At 74.9% G+C, this 19359-nt stretch carries 18 protein-coding genes; 2 read left to right on the forward strand and 16 right to left on the reverse strand.

The annotated features are described in order from the left end of the window. Positions 1-3 precede the first annotated feature (3 nt). From hpnH to AAH991_RS16360, 7 genes are all read right to left on the reverse strand, one after another. A complete protein-coding gene (gene hpnH / locus AAH991_RS16330) occupies positions 4-1008 on the reverse strand; it encodes an adenosyl-hopene transferase HpnH (protein WP_346226673.1) in 1005 nt (334 codons plus the stop codon). After that, a complete protein-coding gene (gene ispH, locus AAH991_RS16335; protein WP_346226674.1) occupies positions 1008-2534 on the reverse strand; it encodes a 4-hydroxy-3-methylbut-2-enyl diphosphate reductase in 1527 nt (508 codons plus the stop codon). Before ispH ends, hpnH begins: the two co-directional genes overlap by 1 nt. Next, entirely contained in the window at positions 2531-4438 is a 1908-nt protein-coding gene (shc, locus tag AAH991_RS16340) for a squalene--hopene cyclase (RefSeq protein WP_346226675.1), read from the reverse strand. Before shc ends, ispH begins: the two co-directional genes overlap by 4 nt. Further along, positions 4435-5817: a hydroxysqualene dehydroxylase HpnE gene (gene hpnE, locus AAH991_RS16345; protein ID WP_346226676.1), complete on the reverse strand. Its 1383-nt coding sequence runs from the start codon at positions 5815-5817 to the stop codon at positions 4435-4437. The genes shc and hpnE overlap by 4 nt, the downstream gene beginning before the upstream one ends. Then, a complete protein-coding gene (locus AAH991_RS16350) occupies positions 5814-6794 on the reverse strand; it encodes a phytoene/squalene synthase family protein (protein WP_346226677.1) in 981 nt (326 codons plus the stop codon). Before AAH991_RS16350 ends, hpnE begins: the two co-directional genes overlap by 4 nt. Next, entirely contained in the window at positions 6769-7620 is an 852-nt protein-coding gene (gene hpnC, locus AAH991_RS16355) for a squalene synthase HpnC (protein WP_346226678.1), read from the reverse strand. The genes AAH991_RS16350 and hpnC overlap by 26 nt, the downstream gene beginning before the upstream one ends. A gap of 172 nt (positions 7621-7792) precedes the next feature. Then, positions 7793-8575 carry a polysaccharide deacetylase family protein gene (locus tag AAH991_RS16360; protein ID WP_346226679.1) on the reverse strand — a complete coding sequence of 261 codons (783 nt, stop codon included), beginning with the start codon at positions 8573-8575 and terminating at the stop codon, positions 7793-7795. A gap of 47 nt (positions 8576-8622) precedes the next feature. On the opposite strand from AAH991_RS16360, the gene AAH991_RS16365 reads away from it, so the two are divergent. Next, the gene (locus AAH991_RS16365) at positions 8623-9750 is read left to right on the forward strand and encodes an MGDG synthase family glycosyltransferase (RefSeq protein WP_346226680.1); all 1128 of its coding nucleotides are present in this window, start codon (positions 8623-8625) and stop codon (positions 9748-9750) included. Here AAH991_RS16365 and AAH991_RS16370 read toward each other — a convergent pair. Beyond that, a complete protein-coding gene (locus AAH991_RS16370; protein ID WP_346226681.1) occupies positions 9674-10579 on the reverse strand; it encodes a DMT family transporter in 906 nt (301 codons plus the stop codon). The genes AAH991_RS16365 and AAH991_RS16370 overlap by 77 nt on opposite strands. A gap of 230 nt (positions 10580-10809) precedes the next feature. Here AAH991_RS16370 and AAH991_RS16375 point away from each other — a divergent pair, with 230 nt between their 5' ends. Beyond that, positions 10810-11277, forward strand: coding sequence for an SPW repeat protein (locus AAH991_RS16375; protein ID WP_169982600.1), 468 nt, complete (start codon positions 10810-10812; stop codon positions 11275-11277). A gap of 46 nt (positions 11278-11323) precedes the next feature. On the opposite strand, the gene AAH991_RS16380 is transcribed toward AAH991_RS16375, so the two are convergent. The 8 genes from AAH991_RS16380 to AAH991_RS16415 form a co-directional block, all read right to left on the reverse strand. Then, on the reverse strand, positions 11324-12037 hold the full coding sequence (locus AAH991_RS16380; RefSeq protein WP_346226682.1) for a trypsin-like serine peptidase: 714 nt from the start codon (positions 12035-12037) through the stop codon (positions 11324-11326). A gap of 210 nt (positions 12038-12247) precedes the next feature. Continuing rightward, a complete protein-coding gene (locus AAH991_RS16385) occupies positions 12248-13159 on the reverse strand; it encodes a LysR family transcriptional regulator (protein ID WP_346226683.1) in 912 nt (303 codons plus the stop codon). A gap of 42 nt (positions 13160-13201) precedes the next feature. After that, positions 13202-14179, reverse strand: coding sequence for an L-threonylcarbamoyladenylate synthase (locus tag AAH991_RS16390; RefSeq protein ID WP_346226684.1), 978 nt, complete (start codon positions 14177-14179; stop codon positions 13202-13204). Positions 14180-14245: 66 nt separating this feature from the next. Continuing rightward, a complete protein-coding gene (locus AAH991_RS16395) occupies positions 14246-15094 on the reverse strand; it encodes a serine hydrolase (protein WP_346226685.1) in 849 nt (282 codons plus the stop codon). Between the two features lie 13 nt (positions 15095-15107). Continuing rightward, a complete protein-coding gene (locus AAH991_RS16400) occupies positions 15108-16736 on the reverse strand; it encodes an N-acyl-D-amino-acid deacylase family protein (protein WP_346226686.1) in 1629 nt (542 codons plus the stop codon). After that, positions 16733-17536, reverse strand: coding sequence for an amino acid ABC transporter ATP-binding protein (locus AAH991_RS16405; protein WP_428833995.1), 804 nt, complete (start codon positions 17534-17536; stop codon positions 16733-16735). The genes AAH991_RS16400 and AAH991_RS16405 overlap by 4 nt, the downstream gene beginning before the upstream one ends. Beyond that, on the reverse strand, positions 17533-18447 hold the full coding sequence (locus AAH991_RS16410) for an amino acid ABC transporter permease (RefSeq protein ID WP_346226687.1): 915 nt from the start codon (positions 18445-18447) through the stop codon (positions 17533-17535). Before AAH991_RS16410 ends, AAH991_RS16405 begins: the two co-directional genes overlap by 4 nt. After that, positions 18438-19322, reverse strand: coding sequence for an ABC transporter substrate-binding protein (locus tag AAH991_RS16415; protein ID WP_346226688.1), 885 nt, complete (start codon positions 19320-19322; stop codon positions 18438-18440). The genes AAH991_RS16410 and AAH991_RS16415 overlap by 10 nt, the downstream gene beginning before the upstream one ends. Positions 19323-19359: the final 37 nt, after the last annotated feature.

The raw sequence follows: 19359 nt of genomic DNA on the forward strand, positions 1-19359 counted from the left end.
CCGTCAGGTGCCGCGCAGCGCGCGCAGGGACTCGCGCAGCGAGCCGAGGGTGGCGAAGACCGCCGTCGGCTCGTAGCCGCAGTGCGCCATGCAGTTGGCGCAGCGCGCGTCCCGCCCCCGGCCGTAGGAGTCCCAGTCGGTCTCCTCGACCAGCTCCCGGTAGGTCTTCGCGTACCCGTCGGCCATCAGGTAGCAGGGCCGCTGCCAGCCGAACACCGAGTAGGACGGGATCGCCCAGGCCGTGCAGGGGAAGTCGGTCTTCCCCTCGAGGAAGTCGAGGAACAGCGGCGAGTGGTTGAACCGCCAGCGCCTGCGGTTGCCGCCCGCGAACGCGGCGCGGAACAGCTCCCGCGTCTGCCGCACGCCCAGGAAGCAGTCCTGGTCGGGCGCCTTCTCGTAGGCGTACCCCGGCGAGATCATCATCTGGTCGACGCGCAGCTCGTCGTTGAGGAAGTCGAGCACCTCGACGACCGTGCGCGGGCTGTCCCCGGCGAAGAACGTGGTGTTGGTGGTGACGCGGAAGCCGCGCCGCCGGCACTCGCGCACCGCCGCGACCGCCTCGTCGAACACGCCCTCCTTGCACACCGACGCGTCGTGCCGCTCGCGCAGGCCGTCGATGTGGACGGCCCAGGCGAAGTAGGGCGACGGCTCGAACCGGTCGATCTTGCGCGGGATCAGCAGCGCGTTGGTGCACAGGAAGACGTACTTCCTGCGGGCCACCAGCTGCTCGACCATCTCCCCGATCTGGGGGTGCATGAGCGGCTCCCCGCCCGCAATCGACACCATCGGGGCGCCGCACTCCTCGACGGCGGCCACCGCCTGCTCGACCGGCATGCGCTGTTTCAGCACGCCGGCCGGATGCTGGATCTTCCCGCAGCCCGCGCACTTCAGGTTGCACGCGAACAACGGCTCGAGTTCGAGCAGCAGCGGGAACCTCTCCCGCCGGCGCAGCCGCTGGCGCAGGATGTAAGCGCCGACGCGCAGGCTCTGACGTAAGGGCATCGGCATCAGGGCCGTACCTCCTTCGGCAACGTGAACTCGACGTTCTCCTCGGTCACCCGCCGCTCCTCCACCTCCAGCGGGCCGAGGCCGCCGAGGGCCGCCACGACGGCGTCCACCAGCGAGCCGGGCGTCGACGCCCCGGCGGTCAGCCCGACCGTCCGCACTCCGCGCAGCCAGTCGAGCGCGACGTCGCCCGGACCGTCGACCAGGCGGACGAGCGGCGCCCCGCCACCTTGCGACGCGTCACCGGAGCGCCCGGCGACCTCGGCGAGGCGCAGGGCGTTGGAGGAGTTCGCCGACCCGACGACCAGGACCAGGCCCGCCTCCGCGGCGACGGCGCGCACCGCGCGCTGCCGGTTGGTCGTCGCGTAGCAGATGTCGTCGCCGCGCGGGCCCTCGGCGTCCGGGAAGCGCCGCCGGACCGCCGCCGCCACCCGCCCGGCCTCGTCGGCCGCGAGCGTGGTCTGGGTGAGGTAGGCGACCCCGCGATCCGGCGGCAGCCCCTCGACGCCGGCCTCGTCCTCGACCAGCACGCCCGCGCCGGGCACCTCCCCGAGCACGCCCTCGACCTCCTCGTGCCCGGCGTGGCCGATCAGCACAACGAGGTCGCCCCGCGCGGCGAACCTGCGGGCCTCCGCGTGGACCTTGGCGACCAGCGGGCAGGTCGCGTCGACGACGCGCAGCCCGCGCCGCGCCGCCTCCTCCCGCACGGCGGGCGCGACCCCGTGCGCGGAGAAGACGGTCACCGCGCCCTGCGGCACCTGCGCGAGATCGTCGACGAACACCGCGCCGCGCAGCTCCAGGTCGCGTACGACGTGGATGTTGTGCACGATCTGCTTGCGCACGTACACGGGTGCGCCGAACCGGTCCAGCGCGCGCTCCACGATCTCGATGGCCCGCTCGACCCCGGCGCAGAACGAGCGGGGCGAGGCCAGCAGGACCCGGCGCGGGCCCACGGCCGCCGCCCACCGCGCCAGCACCGGGCCGATCCGGGCGAGCGCGCGGCGCGCGGCGACCGCGCCGCCCAGAGTGGCGGGGTTCAGCAGGGGAGCGCCGGGGGTGTCCACGATGACCCGCACGGCCGCGAACGGCCGCCCGCCCGCGGCTTGCGCGAGAGGAGCGCTCTCCATGTCGACGGCGCAGGCGCCCTCGCGGGCCAGGGCGAGGCGGGCGCGGCCCGTCACTATCCCCGGCGCGGTGACGAGCGGGCCGGTGCGGGCGGGCAGTCCCGCCCGGAGGAGCTCTCCGGCGAGCAGCGGGGCCGACGGGCACGGCCAGACCCGGCCGCCGGAGCGGACCTCGGTGGCGACGAGCACGTCCCCGGGGCGCAGGCCGTCGTGGAGGGCCCCGCCGAAGCCGGTGACGGCGAGGGCGGCGGCGGGCGGGAGCAGGGCCGCCGCGCGCGCCGCCCGGTCCGGCCCCATCCCGATCCGGAAGACCCGCACACGGGGATGGTCGCGCCCGGGCCGCAGGCCGCGGACGACGGCCCGGGCCTCCATTCCCAGCGCCGTGCACACGATCAGGCCGGTCATGGCGTCACCTCCCGGGCACGCAGGTAGCGGCCGAGCGCGCTGAGGGGGAAGACGAGACGGTAGAGGTGGTAGTTGATGAAGAAGTCGCCGGGAAAGCCCGTCCCGGTGTAGTGCGGCTCGTCCCACGTGCCGTCGGGGCGCTGGCTGCCGGCCAGCCAGGCCGCGCCCCTGTCCACGGACCGGCCGCGCTCCCCGGCGGCGAGCAGGCCGATGAGGGCCCACGCCGTCTGCGAGGCGGTCGGCTCGCCCCGCCCGATCCACGCGGGGTCGCGGTAGGAGCGCATGTCCTCGCCCCAGCCGCCGCAGGGGTGCTGGTGCGCCTCCAGCCAGGCCACGGCCCGCCGTACGCAGGGGGCGCCGGGCGGCATCCCGGCCGCCGTGAGGGCGGGCAGCACCGCGCCGGTGCCGTACACGTGGTTGGCCCCCCATCGGCCGAACCACGAGCCGTCGGGCTCCTGGGCCCGCAGCAGCCACCGCACGGCCCGCCGTACGACGGGGGAACGGGCCAGGCCCTCGGCCGCCAGCGCCTCGACCACGTGCGCGGTCACGTCGGCCGTCGGCGGGTCGATGACCGCGCCGAAGTCGCAGAACGGCAGCCGCAGGCACAGCGTGCGGGTGTTGTCGGCGTCGAAGGCGGCGAACCCTCCGTCGCGGCAGGCCATCCCGGCCATCCAGCGCAGCCCCCGCGCCACCGCCGGCCGGGCGTCGGGCCGGCCCCACCGGCGCAGCGCGAGGACCACCTCCGCCGTGTCGTCGACGTCGGGGTAGCCGTCGTTGTCGAACTCGAACGCCCAGCCGCCCGGCGCGAGCCCCGGCCGCCGCACCGCCCAGTCGCCGGGCCCGCGCACCTCCTCGCGCAGCAGCCACTCGCCCGCTCTGTCCAGCGCGGGGTGGTCGCGGGGCAGGCCGGCGTCCAGGAGGGCGGTCATCGCGAGCGCGGTGTCCCAGACGGGCGACTGGCACGCCTCCAGCCTGCGCGTGCCGTTCTCCCTGATGGTGAACCTGTCCAGCCCGGCCAGGCCGGCCCGCATGACGGGATGGTCCAGGCCGTACCCGCTCAGGCTCAGGGCGATCAGCGAGTAGACCCAGGGAGGCTGGATGCCGCCCCAGGAGCCGTCGGCCTCCTGCCGGGCCACGACCCACTCGGCGGCCCGCCGCAGCGCGGCGCGGCGCAGCCCGGCGAGCGGCCGCCGTTCGTAGCGGTGCAGGGCGCGGTCGAGCGCCGCGAACGCCGCGTCCCAGCCGGTACGCGCGGCGCGTTCATGTCGCGGGCGCGGCGCGCGCCCGGCCCGCAGCTCCGGCAAATCGAACGGCAGCGGGCGGACCGGCCGGTGCGCGGTCACGATCGTGAGCGGCACGATGGTCTGCCGCGCCCAGCAGGCCCAGTCGTAGACGTTCAGCGGGCACCACGGCGGCAGGAACATGATCTCCGGTGGGATCACCGGCAGGTCCTCCCACCGCCACCGGCCGAACAGGGCGAGCCAGATCCGGGTGAAGACCCGGGCCGACTCGACGCCGCCGGCTTCGCGCGCGTAGGCCGCCGCGGCGCGCATGTGCGGGGCCGAGCGCGGGTCGCCCGCCAGGCGCAGCGCGGTGTACGCCTCGACCGTGGTGGACAGGTCGCCGGGACCGTCGTGGAAGTTGGCCCAGGTGCCGTCCGCCCGCTGCTGCGACCTGATCCACCGGGCGGCCTCGGCCGTCTCCCGCGCGGTCCGCACGCCGAGGAACTCGCGCAGCAGGAGGTCCTCGGCGTCCATCGTCACGTTGGTCCGCAGCTCGCCCTTCCACCATCCCCCGGGCGCCTGCAGGCCGAGCAGGTGGTCGCGGGCCGCCCTCAGGGCGGTCCCGGCGCGGGCGGCACCGGTGGCTACCCCGGTGGTGACGCCGGTGGTGACGCCGGTCACGGCGCCTGCTCCCGTCCGAGATGCCGCCGCACGAGGCGGGCCGCCTGGAGTCCGCTGCGCACGGCACCCTCCATCGTGTCGGGCCAGCCCGTGTCGGTCCACGCGCCGGCGAGGAACAGCCCCGGCCACCGGGTGGCCGCGCCGGGGCGCAGCCCTCCGCTCCCCGGGACCTGCCGGAAGGTCGCCCGCCGCTCCCTGGTGATGAACAGGTCCACGACCCGCGCCTGCCGCGCGGCCGGGAGCAGCCGCTCCAGCTCGGGCGCGAACACCTCCCGCATCACGGCCGTGGGCACGTCGATCCAGTGCCGCGCCGCCGACACCGAGACCGTCAGGTACTGGCCCCGGGCGAGCCCGCCCGCCTCGGTCCTGTCGAAGATCCACTGCACCGGTGAGCCGACGACGGCGGCGAACGGCAGGCGGGTGACCGGCCGGTCGTAGACCACGTGCACGTTGACGATCGGGCTCGCGCCGAGGCCGGCCCAGGCGTCCCGGTCCGGCGCCGCCTCCGGGGGGACGAGCCGCGCGGCCTGGCCGTGCGGGGCGGCGACGACGACGGCCGACGCCTCGACCCGCCGGCCGCCCACGAGGACCGACGGCCCGGGCAGCACCGCGTCCACCTTCGCCCGCAGCCGCACCTCGCCGCCCAGCCGGGCGATGGCCGCGAGCGCGGCGCCGCCGTGCAGGTCGCCGAGCGGCACGGACGGCACGCCGATGTCGGCGGCGTCGGCGCGGCCCAGCAGGGCCGTCCTGAAGACCATCGCCGCCGGCCCCAGCGCCGCCTCGTCGGACGGGATGTTGAGCGCCGCCACCGCGAACAGGTCCCACAGCGCCCGTCGTACGGCCTCCCGCTGGCCGTTGGCGGCCAGCCAGCCGCCGAGCGCGGCCCGGTCGAGGGCGGGCTCGGCCGGGTCGAGCCCGCGCAGCGCGAACGCGCCGCGCACCGCGCGCAGCCGGTCGGCGGGGGACAGCAGGCGGTAGCCCGCGAGCGCCGGGAGCAGGTGGAACGGCCCGGGAAGCGCGGCCCGGCGCAGCCGCGCCCGCCCGCCCCGCGGGGTGAGCACGGGCACGTCGAAGCGCTCCTGCAGGCGCACCCGCCCGGTCCCGCCGAGCCGGTCGAGCAGGCCGAGGTACGCGGTGCAGCAGCGCAGGAAGACGTGCTGCCCGTTGTCGGCCGTCAGGCCGCCCCTGACGAATGAATGGGTGGCTCCGCCGAGCCGGGGCCTCGCCTCGTACAGGGTGACCGGCCGGCCGGCCTCCGCGAGGGCGAGGGCCGCGGTGATTCCGGCGAGGCCGCCGCCCACCACCGCCACGGGCGCGACCCCGCCGTGACCCGCGCCGTTCCCCGCGCCCTTCCCCGGGCCGCTCATCGGGCCGCTCATCGGGCCGCTCCCGCGATCGCCCGGGCCGCGACCATCGCCTTCGCCCAGGGCGTGAGCGACAGCCGCCCGGCCAGCGCCCGGGCCGGGTCGGCGGCGATGCGGGCGAGCAGGCGCCGGTAGATCCCGGCCATCGCCGCGGTGCAGGCCGCGCTGCGCCGGTCGAGCAGCGGGATCAGGCGCGTCCCCTCGGCGTACCAGCCGAGCGCCCGCCCGGCCTCGTACCGGACGAGCCGCGCCAGCCGCTCGGGCGGGTCGGTGAACGCCCCCGACGCGTCCAGGCCGAGCGTGCAGCCGAACCTGCGCAGGTCGTCGGCCGGCAGGTACACCCGCCCCGCGCAGCGGTCCTCACGCAGGTCCCTGAGCACGTTGGTGAGCTGCAGCGCCACCCCCAGGGAATCCGCGAGCCGCGCCGCGCGCCGCAGCGCCCCCGCGTCGCGGCCCGGGCCGTCGGCCAGGCCGAAGACGCCGAGCGACAGCCGCCCGATGGACCCGGCGACCTCCCGGCAGTAGCCGACCAGGTCGTCGTGGGACTGGTAGTGCGCGCCCGCGACGTCGGCGGCGCATCCGTCGATCAGCTCCTCGAACGCCTCCAGCGGGACGGGGAAGCGCGCGGCGGTGTCCCGCAGGGCCACCAGCACGGGGTCGGCCGGGTCCGGCCGCGGCGCCCGCAGCCCCGCCCGCTCCTCCTCCAGCGCCGCCAGCCGCTCGTCCACCGGCCCGGCCGCGTCGCCGATGTCGTCGATCCGCCGGGCGAAGGCGTAGAGCGCGCTGAGCGCGCGGCGCTCGGGCGGGGCGAGCAGGCGGATCCCGTAGGCGAAGTTGCGTGCCCGGGTGCGCACGACGCGCTCACAGTGCCGGTAGGCCAGCGGCAGCGGCACGGGCGCCGGCGCGCGTGCCGGTCCCGCGCCGACGGGGCGCAGCGCGGGGCCGGGCGGGCGGTCGGGGACGGGATCAGGAATCGCGCCGGGAACCGTCACCGTTCACCTCCTTCAGCACGCGTGCCCACTCGCCGAGCACCGCGCGGCGGCGCGCGCGGACCGCCCGGCCGAGGACGTCGTGCCGCCCGCGTTCCAGCGCCGCGAGCGCGGCCCGGCCGCCCGCGACGTACCCGGCCACCGCGGTACGCGCGAACCCGCTCAGCGTCTCCAGCAGCGGCATGCCCTCGTCCAGCAGCGTCGCGGCGCGGCGAGCCTGCAGGGCCACGGCCCGGCGCAGCCGCGGGGACGCGTGCGGGGCGGCGAGGTCGGTCTCGCGGCAGCCGAACCTGCGCAGGTCCTCGGCGGGGAGGTAGACCCGGCCGCGGGCGTGGTCCTCGCCCACGTCCTGGCAGTGCTCGATCACCTGCAGGGCCGAGCAGATGCGGTCCGACAGCCGCGCCCGATCCGGCGTGGCCGCGCCGAACACGTGCAGGACGATCCGGCCGACCGGGTTGGCGGACAGCTCGCAGTAGGCCAGCAACTGCGCGAAGGTGTCGTAACGCCGCACCACCTGGTCGCGCCGGTTGGCCTCCACGAGGTGGAGGAAGTGCGCCCGCGGCACGCCCCGCCCGGCGACCAGCGGGGTCAGCGCCCGCACGGCGGGCAGCCGCGGGCTCCCCCCGGCGTAGAGGCGGCCCAGGTCGGCCTCCACCGCGTCGAGCAGGGCGGGCCGCTCGGCGGGGTCCGCCTCGTCGCCGACGTCGTCCACGTAACGGGCGAAGCAGTACACCGCCATCAGGTCGCGGCGGTACGCGCGCGGCAGCAGCCGGGCGGCCACCGGGAAGTTCTCCCGGCGCGCGGCGTCGCGTACGTCCGCTGCGGACATGCCTGAAGAATCTCCACCGCAATTCACCACAAAACCCGACAGAGCGGGCGCGCGTTTTTGCCCGCGGAATGCCCCGGTAAAAGCGGGGTGCGGCGCCGTGCCGCAAACGGAAAGAGCGGTAAAAACGCGGCCGGGAAATACCGTGGAAGCGAGCGGCCTATTTTCCCGCTTATTACGCTTCCGGCCGCGCTTCCGGCCGGGGGTAAAAGCTCGCCGGAGCCGGGAACCGATGGGCCCCCGCGGCGCCGGGTACACCCACACCGTGGGCGCCCAGCGGCCCGACCCGCAGTCCGGCGGCCCGGCAGCGGCCGACCACGCCGGCGAGCGCGCCCAGCGCCGAGCGCCAGGAACCCGGGGCGGAGGTGTGGTCGCAGTCGTGCAGCAGCAGCGTCGCCCCGCCGCACAGGCCGGGCTCCAGGGTGCGCAGCACCGAGCCGGGCGTGGCCCGCGCCGTCCAGTCCGCGCCCCAGGCCGTCCACAGCACCGGCCGCAGGCCGTGCCACCGGGCCGCGAGCAGCGCCTCGGCGCTCAGCACGCCGTACGGCGGCCGATACCACGAGGGCGGTACGCCGGTGACGGCGGCGACGAGGCGCGCGGCCCTGCCGATCTCCGCCGCGACCCTGCCCGGCCGGGCGACCAGGGCGTTGCCGTGCCGCCAGCCGTGCACGGCCACCTCGTGACCGGCCCGCGCGATGCTCCGCCCGACCTCGGGGTGGCGTTCGAGCAGCTCGCCGAGGACGAAGAAGGTCGCCAGGCACCCGAGCCGGTCCAGCTCGTCGAGGAACAGCGGGGTCGACCGCGGGTCCGGCCCGTCGTCGAAGGTCAGCGCCACGTGCCCGGGATCGCCCTCGCCCGCCAGGGACGGCAGCAGGCGGCGGACCGGAGGCAGCCAGGCCGCCCCCGGTCCCGCGTGGAGCAGGGCCAGTCCGGCGGCGGCGAGTGCGTGAGGTCGCATCGTCTTCCAGTGTCCGCCACGCCGCCCCCCACCCGGGAAGGAGGGCCATGAAGGACCGGGCTTTGATCGTCAGCGCGTCGATGGGCGCGGGCCACGACGCCGTCGCCGCCGAGCTGGCGCGCCGCCTGACCGTCGCCGGGGTGCGCGCGGAGACCGTGGACGTGCTCGCCCTGCTGCCGCTGCGGCTCGGCGCGCTGCTGCGGTGGTGGTACCGCGTGGTGATGCTGCGGGCGCCGTGGCTGTACGCGCTGGTCTACCGCGTCTTCTTCGTCTCACGCCGGGCCCCGTCCACCTCGCCGCTGACGGTGGTGGCCGCCGCCGGGCTGGCCCGGGTGGTGCGCCGGGTCCGCCCCTCGCTGGTCGTGCCGGTCTTCCACGTGGCCGCGCAGGCCGCGGGGCACCTGCGGGCGCGCGGCCGGCTCGCGGCGCCGAGCGTGGTCGTGCTGACCGACTTCGCCGTGCACCGCCTCTGGCTGCACCCCGGCAACGACCGCTACCTGTGCCCGGACGCGGCCACGGCCCTCGCCGTGACGGCCGCCCTCGGCCGTCCGGCCTTCCGCTGCGCCCCGATCGTCCGCCCCGGGTTCGCGGCGTCCCGCGACCACGCCGGCACGGCGGACGTCCGGGCCCGGCTCGGCCTGCGGGACGGCGGGCCGATCGTGCTCGTCTGTGCGGGATCCTGGGGGGTCGGCCGGGTCGCGGAGACCGCCGGGATCCTGGCCCGGTCGGGAAGGTACGCGCCCGTCGTGCTGTGCGGGCGCAACGAGCGGCTGCGCCGCCGTCTCGGGCGGCTGCTCGGCCGCGCCGGAGCGGGCGCCGCCCTCGGCTGGCGCGACGACCTGGCCGGCCTGCTCGCCTCCGCGTACGCGCTGGTCGACAACGCGGGCGGGCTGACCTGCAGGGAGGCGTTCGCGGCGGGGGTGCCGGTCGTCACCTACCGGCCCATCGCGGGCCACGGCGGGGACGGCGTGCGCGCGATGGCACGCGCCGGGGTGAGCGTCCACGTGCGCCGCCGCAGGGACCTGCTGCGGGCGCTCGACCGGCTCCAGCCCGGCCTGCCCGGGCGGGCCGCGCTCACCGCGCGGGCGGCCGCCCTGTTCACCGCGTCGCCGGCCGAGTCCCTTCTTCTCCCGGGCCTCGCCGCCGCGTCCCGAGCATGTGAGCCTGCTTCCTGAGCGGCGCGTACCGCGACAGCAGCACGCTGCCGTACAGGATGAGGGCCATGCCGGTCAGTTCGGGCACCACCCACGGGCCCGTGCGGATGTCCTCGCCGAACATCGCCACGCCGTACGCCGTGCTCGCCACGGGGTCGGTCACGGTCAGCGCGGGCTGCACGGCGACGAGCGGACCGCTGTGCAGGGCGTTCTGCAGCAGGAACAGGCTGCACAGCCCGGCGGCCACCATGGCCCACAGCGACCAGGAGCCGGCGAGCGTCCGCGCGCCGGCCGGCAACTCGTCCACCGTGCGCTTCATGAGGACGGCGGTGTAGGCGAACCCCAGCCCGGCGGCCATCCCGAGCAGCACCGCGCGGGCGGCCCCGCCGAGGGCGATCGCGGCGGCCACGCAGCAGGCGAGGAGCCCGATGGTCACGCCCGCCGAGACCACCCAGGTCAGCAGGCCGGGAAGCCGGTGGCCTGGGGTGGGCGAGGCCGCCGCGAGGAACCCCGCCAGGCCGGCCGTCAGCGAGCCGACGGCCAGCCAGGTCTTGGAATCGACCCGGACCCGGAACATCCAGCCGGCCACCAGCATCGTGATCGGCAGCTCCGCGACGAGCAGGGGCTGGACGAGCGCGAGCCCACCGCTCGTCAGGGCGGCCGCCTGCAGCAGGAAACCGGCGATGAGCGCGGCGATGCCGCCCAGCCAGGCGGGCCGCCGCACGAGGTCCCAGATCAGGCCGGGCCGGAACGCCTCGGCGGCGGGGGCGGCACGGGCGGCCCGGCGTTGCAGTACGGACGCGACGGCGTTGGCCGCCGCGGCGAGCACCGCCAGGACAACAGCGATCATGACCCCAGTGCCCCGTCTCAGGCTTCTCGTCGTCGCGGGCTCTCCGGTCGAGGCCCTGCCAGTACCCTCCCCGGCGATGGCCGCCGCATGTCGCCGTGAACGCTCCGAACCCTTTTTATTCACCCAAGACCAAAGAAAGACGCGATTATTAATAAAAATCGAGAATGCCGGGATTTTTAGGGGTATGGCCGTTTGCACAAACGCACGCAGCAGGAAAGGCGGAACCAGACATGGTTGGACCCACCGGCCTCGAGCGTCATCCCGACGTCACCGAACTGCGACAGACGTACGATCGGGCGGGCTCGACGGCCCCCGCCCAGGTATTGGAGGGGTTGTCCTTCCTGGCCGGTCTTTACCTGGCCCTCTCGCCGTGGATCGTCGGGTTCTTCGGACTTCGCGGCCTGACCGTCAGCAACCTCGTCACCGGCCTCGTGATCTCCGCCCTCGCTCTCGGGCTCGCGTCCGCCTACGGCCGCACGTACGGACTGGGGTGGCTGCTCCCGCTGCTCGGAGTGTGGGCGATCGTCTCGCCGTTTGTGGTGCGCGCCGGGCGTGAGGCCACGGCGACGACCATCTGGAACAACGTGGCGATCGGCATCGTGACCCTTGCGCTGGGAGCCGCCGCACTGGCGATGGCACAGGCGTTCCGCCGGCATGAGCGCGGCGAGCGGAGCGCGCGCAGGCTAGGCAACTGGTGACGGATCCGGCGCCCGGCCCGCGGCAGGCGGGCCGGGCGCCGTGTTCTCACCCCACGCGGCCGGTCGCCACCTGGGCGGCCTCCCGGTAGACCGCGCCGGTCTCGCCGTCGAAGTACGCCGAGGTGATCTGGTCGTATCGGCCGTTCAGGTCATAGTCGACGAAATAGCTGACCAGCCCGCTCACATAGCCGAGACGCTCGCCGTCGCTGTACGACGCCAGCATCGGCGCGCCGTCGGCCCCCGGCGTGAACGTGCTCTTGATTCCGACATGGTTGTCCGCGCTGTTGGTCGCCGGGTTCGTCGAGACATACCAGCGGTCGACGCGCCCGTAGCTCCACTTCATCGTGACCCCCGAATAAGGCGAGTTGCCGTCGGGATGAGGGCTCGCGGGGTAGCCGAAGGCGGAAATGAAGTAGTCGGGCCGTCTGTTGTAGATCAGGCCCTGGCCGCCGACCCGGTCGCCGAGACGGCCGGTGTCCTGGGCGGTCGCCGTGTAGGGCACACCGTCCTGGATCCACTTCGCACCGGTGTGGGCGTCGTACTCCGCCTGCGAGACCTGCGTGATCGAGGACAGCCGGACGCCGTTGTAGACGTTCGCGAAGGCGTAGTCGAAGTCGTAGTCCTCGGCCGCGTCGAAGTTGCGGTGCGTCCAGATCCGCTCGCCCACGTAGATCCCGTAGGGGCTCTTGCCCTGGTGGAAACCGGGGACGAAGACCCACTGTCCATGACCTCGCAGGTGACGGCGGGGTCGTACACACAATGGGCCGCGGTGGCGACCATGTTGCGGTGCGCCGACTCGAGTGAGGTGGCCGAGCACCACCGCTCCCGGGGCCCGCGGGAGGAGGACAGCGGGTTGCCGATCCCGTGGCGTTCCACGAGCGTGACCCGGTGGCCCCGCGCGGACAGCTCGGCCGCGGCGGACGGCCCCCACGCGCCTGCCCCGGCCACGGTGCATCGCATGTCCGCGACCCTAGCGAAGGGTGACGCTGAGACGGGCCGAGGCGTCTCGCAGGTAGTCGACGAACGCGCGCAGGGCGGGGTTGGGGTTGGTCGGGCGGAGGGCGGCGCCGACCCGCCGGTAGAGCTTCTGCCCCTCCACCTGGCAGACCTGGATCCCCGCCGCGCCCTGCACGCCGAGGCTCGGCACGAGGGCCACGCCGAGCCCGGCCCGGACCAGGCCGAGCGTCACCTCGTAGTGGTCGCTGCGGCAGCGGATGGTGGGCGTGAACCCCTCCAGGGCGCTGGCCCGCTCCAGCACCGACACCGGGGTCTCGGTGCCGAACGTGGTGATCCACGGCTCGTCGGCCAGGTCGGTCAGCCGCACGCGGGGCCGGTGTCCCACGGGATGGCCGAGCGGCATGACGAGGAGCTGCGGCTCGTCGAACAGGTGGACGACCTCCACGCCCTTCGGCGCCTTCCAGGGGTCCAGCGCGTGCTCGAAGACGACCAGCACGTCCAGCTCGCCGCGCTCCACGTCGGTCAGCAGCTCGTGCGGCTGCCCGAGCACCAGGTCGAGCACGACCCCCGGATGGCGGGCAGTGAACGACGACAGCGCCATCGGCAGCAGGCGGTAACCGGCCGAGGCGAAGAACCCGATGCGCAACTGCCCGGCGTCCGCCCGCGCCTGCGCGAGCAGGTCCTTCTCGGCGGATTCGATGAGGTCGAGCACCTCCTGGGCCCGCCCGGCCAGGCGGTGACCCGCCGCGGTCAGCCGCAGGCTGTGCGCGGCCCGCTCCACCAGCCCGACCCCGGCCTCCTCCTCCAGCCGGGCGAGCTGGTGGGAGACGGCCGAGGGCGACAGCCGCAGGGACTTGGCGGCTCCGGCGATGCTCCCGGTCCTGAAGACCTCCAGGAGCACCTTGAGGCGGTGGCTGCTGAGCATCCCCCCAGTATCGGGCCTGGTCAGAGGTGATAGCGGCCCGGGTCAGTCGGAGGGCCGGGGGCCCGCGGCGCGGCGAAGCCGGTTGGCGATCGCGAGTCCCAGCCCCCGCTCCTCCGGCACGGAGGCGACGACGAGGTCGCACCCCCGCTGGTCGAGCTCCCGCAGGAACCCGTACAGCCGGCGGGCGTAGGCCGCCATCGAGCCGGGGACCGCCACCACGGCGTGCGCCTTCACCGGGACGCCGGCGAAGGCGGGCGGAACGAGGACGCCCACCCGGTGCCCCAGCTCCTGCGCGAGCTCCGCTTCGGCGACGACCTTCTCGGGCTCGACGAGGACGACCCGCGCCCGCGGCGCGTAGTGGGAGGGATGCTGACCCGGCACCCGCACGCTGCTCGTCGCGGGAACGGCAAGAGGGAACCCCAGCACCGCTTCGAGGTCCTCCCGCGTCACCCCGCCGGGGCGAAGGATGCTCGGGGTGTCGCCCGTGGCGTCGACGATGGTCGACTCGACGCCGACCTCGCAGGGGCCGCCGTCCAGCACGAAGTCGACGGCGTCACCGAGCTCCGCGCGGACGTGGTCCGCCGTCGTGGGGCTGACCGACCCGAAGCGGTTGGCGGACGGGGCCGCGACACCGCCGCCGAAGGCCGACAGCAGCGCGAGCGCGACGGGGTGACTCGGCACGCGCACGCCCACCGTCTCCAGGCCGCCCGTCGCCGCGAGGGACACCCTGCGGCCGCGCCGCAGGACCAGCGTGAGCGGCCCCGGCCAGAAGCGTTCGGCCAGCAGGCGCGCCGTCGCGGGCACGTCCTCGGCCCACTCGCCCAGATGCTCCGGGTCGGCGAGGTGGACGATCAGCGGGTGAGAGGGCGGGCGCCCCTTGGCCTGGAAGACCCGCGCGACGGCGGCGGAGTTGCCGGCGTCGGCGCCCAGACCGTAGACGGTTTCGGTGGGAAAGGCCACCAGGCCTCCGGCGCGCAGCACACCGGCCGCCTTCTCGATGTCACTGGTTCCTGCCGTCACCCTCGCAATCCTCTCACTGTTCCCCCTCCCCGCGTTCCGCGGGCCGCCGGCGGTCCACCCGGGCGTCTACGGCCGGTGCACCCGGTCGTCCCCGAACGGCAGGACGGTTTCCGCCATGGCGAGGCCCGCCTGCCGGATCGCCTGGACCAGGGCGTGCTCGCGGCCCACCGGCCCGTGCGCGAGCACCGCGTAGCCCTCCCACCGCGTCCCGGCCATGACGCCCACGTCGGCCCGGGTGCCGGCGTCCGTGCCGGTCTTGTTCGCCACCCAGACCCCGGCGGCGTACGGCAGGGCCACCGGCGGGTCGCGGTCCTCGGGCTCGTGCGGGAGCAGCGCGGGCACCAGCGCGCGGTCGGTGTTGTGCGCCATCCAGCCGAGCAGCAGCCGCTGCCACGGTTCGCGGCGGTGCGCCAGGGACCGCATGAGCCCGGCCAGCTCGCGCGCCGTCCCGGTGGCGAAGGCCGGCGGATGCACCGGGAGCCTGGGCTCGCGGATCCTGTCGTGGATCCGGGTCCTGGCCATCCCGAGCGCCGCGGCGGCCGCGTCCACGCGCGCGAGGCCGAGCCGCCGCAGCAGCGCGTTCGTCGCGGTGTTGTCGCTCACGGAGGCGGTGAGCAGCGCGAGGTCGCCGGCCGTCCAGACGCGGGCCGAAAGATCGGTCAGCAGGCCCGACCCGCCCGCGTAGTCCTCCTCGAGCAGCGGCACCTGCTCGTCCGGGTCCACCACTCCCGCCGCCATGTCCTGGGCGAGCGCCGCGAGCAGCAGCACCTTGCCGGTGCTGGCCAGCGGCAGCACCACGTCCTCGTTCACGCCGAGCAGGCCGGGCACGCAGACCGCCAGCGTGCCCGGACAGGCGGCCGCCGCCGCGGCCAGCCGCGCCGCCCCCGGCACGCCGCCGGCGTCCTTTCCGCTCACCACGTCGTCCCTTTCACAATGCCAGCACCGAACCCGGACGCGCGCCGGTCTCCTCACCGTCGCGCACGACCACCCGACCACCCGCGACGACCACGTCGATCCCGGCGGGCGGCAGCAGCGGCTCGGTGAACGTGGCCAGGTCGGCCACCGCCGCGGGGTCGAAGACCACCAGGTCGGCGTGCGCGCCGTCGCGGATCACACCGCGCCCGGCCAGCCCGAAACGGGCCGCGGCCATCCCGGTCATCTTGTGCACCGCCTCCTCCAGCCGGAGCAGCCCCAGCTCCCGGACGTACCGGCCGAGCACCCGGGGGAACGTCCCGGCCCAGCGCGGGTGCGGACGCCCGCCGGGCTTCGGCACGCCGTCGGAACCGATCATCGCGTACGGCGCGGCCAGCACCCGCCGCACGTCCTCCTCCACCATCGAGTGGCTGATGATCGTCACCTCGCCCGCCTCGGCCACCAGCAGGCCGGCGGCCACGTCGAGGGGGTCGGCGCCGGCCGAGGCCGCGAGGTCGGCGATGGTCCTGCCCTCGGTGTGGGGATGGCGGGGCGCGCAGGCGACCGAGATGCGGTCCCAGCCGCCGTTGCCGACCGTGTTCTCCCAGCCGGGCACGCCCTCGGCGATGGCCCGGCGCATTCTGTCCCGCTCGGCGGGGTCGCCGAGCCGCGCCGTGAGCGCCGCCAGGCCGCCGTCGTTCGCCCAGGGCGGCAGCATGGCGGCCAGCGCCGTGCTGCCCGCGGTGTAGGGGTAGACGTCGCAGGTGACGTCCATCCCCTCGGCCCGCAGCGCGGCGATGCGCGGCAGGGTGCGCTCGGTGCGTCCCCAGGCGTACCGGCCCGCGGTCTTGTGGTGCGAGACGTGCAGCGCCGCGCCGCTGCGCCGGGAGATCTCGATCGCCTCCTCCAGCGCCTCCTCCACGCGGGACATCTCGTCACGCAGGTGGGTGACGTACGGCTTGCCGTGCCGGGCGGCCACCGCGGCCAGCGCCACGACCTCGTCGGTCCCGGCGTACGAGCCGGGGGTGTAGATGAGGCCGGTGGACAGCCCGGCCGCGCCCTGCGACAGGGACGCGTCGAGCAGCGCGCACATCGTGCGCAGCTCGGCGGGCCGGGCGGGCCGGTCGACCGGGCCGAGCACGCCCGCCCTGAGCGTGCCGTGGCCGACCAGCGAGGCCAGGTGGTTGGCCCGGGGCACCCGCGCGTGCGCGGCGGCGAAAGCCGCGAAGTCGGCGTACATGCCGACGTCGCCGCCGAAGGTGATCCGCGCCTCGGCGCGCATGGCCGGCAGCCGCTCCGGCAGGGCAGGGAACAGGCCGGACCCGCAGTTGCCGCAGATCTCGGTGGTGACGCCCTGCAGCACCGACGCCCGCACCAGCGCCCTGCCGGAGCCGTCGTCTGCGCCGCCGCCGGACGGGCCGAGCAGCGTGACGCCGTCGGAGTGCGTGTGCACGTCGACGAACCCGGGGGAGACGACGCGCCCGCGCGCGTCGATCACCTCCGTCGCGCCGCCCGTGCGGGGGGCCTCGCCCGGGGCCAGCACGGTCAGCCGCCCGGCGGCCACGCCGACGTCGGCGGGCCGTCCGGGGCGGCCCGTGCCGTCCACCAGCAGGCCGCCCCGCACGAGCAGGTCGAAGCCGGTCACCGGACCTGCCCGAGGAAGGTGCGCAGCCGCTCGTGGCGGGGCGCGGAGAGCACCTCGCGCGGGTCGCCGCGCTCGACGATGACGCCGTCGTCCATGAACACGAGCTGGTCGCCGACCTCGCGGGCGAAGTTCATCTCGTGCGTGACGACCATCATGGTCATGCCGGTCGCCGCCAGGTCCCGCATGACGGCCAGCACCTCCTGCACCAGCTCGGGGTCGAGGGCGCTGGTCGGCTCGTCGAACAGCATCAGGCTGGGCCGCATGGCGAGGCTGCGGGCGATGGCCACCCGCTGCTGCTGGCCCCCGGACAGCTGGGCCGGGTAGTGGTGGGCGCGGTCGGCCAGGCCGACCCGCTCGAGCAGCTCCTCCGCCTGCCGCCTGGCCTGGGCGGCGCGCGTGCCCAGCACGGTGACCGGCCCCTCCATGACGTTCTCGATCGCGGTGCGGTGCGGGAACAGGTGGAAGCGCTGGAACACCATGCCGATGCCGCGCCGCTGCCGGGACAGCTCGGCCGGGCGCAGCGCGTGCAGCCGGCCGCCGCGCTCGGCGTAGCCCATCAGCTCGCCGTTCACCCAGATCCGCCCCGAGTCGATCGTCTCCAGGCGGTTGACGCAGCGCAGCAGGGTCGACTTGCCCGACCCCGACGGGCCGACGATGCACACCACCTCGCCGGCGGGGACGTCGAGGTCGATGCCCTTGAGCACCTCCAGCGCGCCGAACCGCTTGCGGACCGCGCGGACGCGCACCATCGGCTGGTCGAGACCGCTGTGCTTACTGATTCGCTCGCGCCGCTCGCTCATGAGGGCTCCTTCTGCAGGGGCCGCAGGTTGCGGCGGACCCGGGAGGACAGCCGCACGTGGCCGCGTTCGAACCGCTTCTCCACGAAGTGCTGGCCGACGCTCGCGATCGTGGTGAGCACGACGTACCAGATCGAGGCGACCACGAGCATCGCGATGACCTCGAAGTTGCCGAGGTAGATGCGCTGCGCCACGGTCAGCAGCTCGGCCCCCGCGATCACCGAGACCATCGAGGTGGTCTTCAGCATCGAGATGAACTGGTTGCCCGTCGGCGGGATGATCACCCGCATGGCCTGCGGCAGCACCACGCGGCGCAGCACCTGCCGGTGCGACATGCCGAGCGACTCGGCCGCCTCCCGCTGGCCGGGGTCGACGGAGCGGATGCCGGCGCGGACGATCTCCGCCATGTACGCGCCCTCGTTGATGGCCAGGCCGAGCAGCGCCGCGGTGAACGGCGTGATGACCTCGTTGGCCTGCCATTCGATCAGCTTGGGCCCGCCGAACGGGACGCCGATCGCGAAGGTCGGGAAGACCAGCCCGATGTTGAACCAGAAGATGAGCTGCACCAGCAGCGGCGTGCCGCGGAAGAACCACGTGTAGAGCGCGGAGGTGCCGCGCAGCACGGGGTTGTCCGACAGCTGCATGACGGCGGCGAGCACCCCGAGCACCAGGCCGATGGCCATGGACAGCACGGTGAGCTGGACGGTGACCCACAGACCGCCGAGGATCCTGCCGTCGGTCAGGTAGGCGACGATGACGTCCCAGTGCAGGTTCTCGTTGACGATGACCGTGTAGGCCAGCCAGACCAGGAAGAGGAGGGCGGCGGCCGCCCCGAGCCACCGGCCGGGACGCACGGGACGCACGGCCTCGATCGGCAGCTCGGCGGCGGCCTCCTGCTCCCGGGTCACTTCCACGGCTGGGTGTTGACCAGCACGCCGTCGACGGCGTTGGCCGTCACGCCGTACTCGTCGAGCACGGCCTTGTAGCCGCCGTCGGCCTGGAGCTCCTCCATCGCCTTGGCGACCGCGTCGCGCAGCGCCGTCTTGCGCTTGTCGATGGCGATGCCCCACGGCCCGGCGTCGTACTGCTCGGGCAGCACGTCGTACTTGCCGGTGTCCTTGGCGTACATGACGGCGACGGGGTAGTCCACGATCGTGGCGGACGCGCGCCCGGAGTCGATCGAGAGCAGGCCGGTGGGGGCGTCCTCGCTCTGCATGATCTTCATCTTCGTGGCGCACTTCTCGTTCTGCTTCTCGCCGATGGCGAGGTTGGAGCTGCCCTTGGCCAGCACCACCGTGCGGCCGCACAGGTCCTCGAGGTTCTTGATGCCGTCGGGGTTGCCCTTCTTCACCATGATGGCGCCGCCGGCGTTGAAGTAGTCGACGAAGTCGACCGCCGCGCGCCGCTCCTCGGTGTCGCTCATCGAGGACATCACGATGTCCCAGCGCCCGCCCTGCAGGCCGGGGATGAGCCCGTCGAAGGCCGCGTTGGTGATCGAGAACTTCAGCCCGAGCTTGGCCGCGATGGCCGCGCCGAGATCGGGGTCGACCCCGGTGAGCTCCTGGGTGCCCTCCTTGTACATCTCCATCGGGGGGTAGCCCTCCGACGTGGCGACCCGCAGCGTGCCCGTCTTGCGCACGTCCTCGGGGACCAGGTCTTTCGCGGTCTTGCCCGTCGTCGCCGCCGCGTTCTCGCCCGCGGCGGTCCCGGACGACGAACGCCCGCAGCCGCCGGCGAGCGCCGACACCATCAGCGCGCCAACTATGGCCACATAAAGGCGCTTTGTCATGGAACCTCCTGTTTTGCGAACGATTGAGCTTATGCTG

It is taken from the genome of Microbispora sp. ZYX-F-249 (assembly GCF_039649665.1).
GTDB classification, from domain to species: domain Bacteria; phylum Actinomycetota; class Actinomycetes; order Streptosporangiales; family Streptosporangiaceae; genus Microbispora; species Microbispora maris.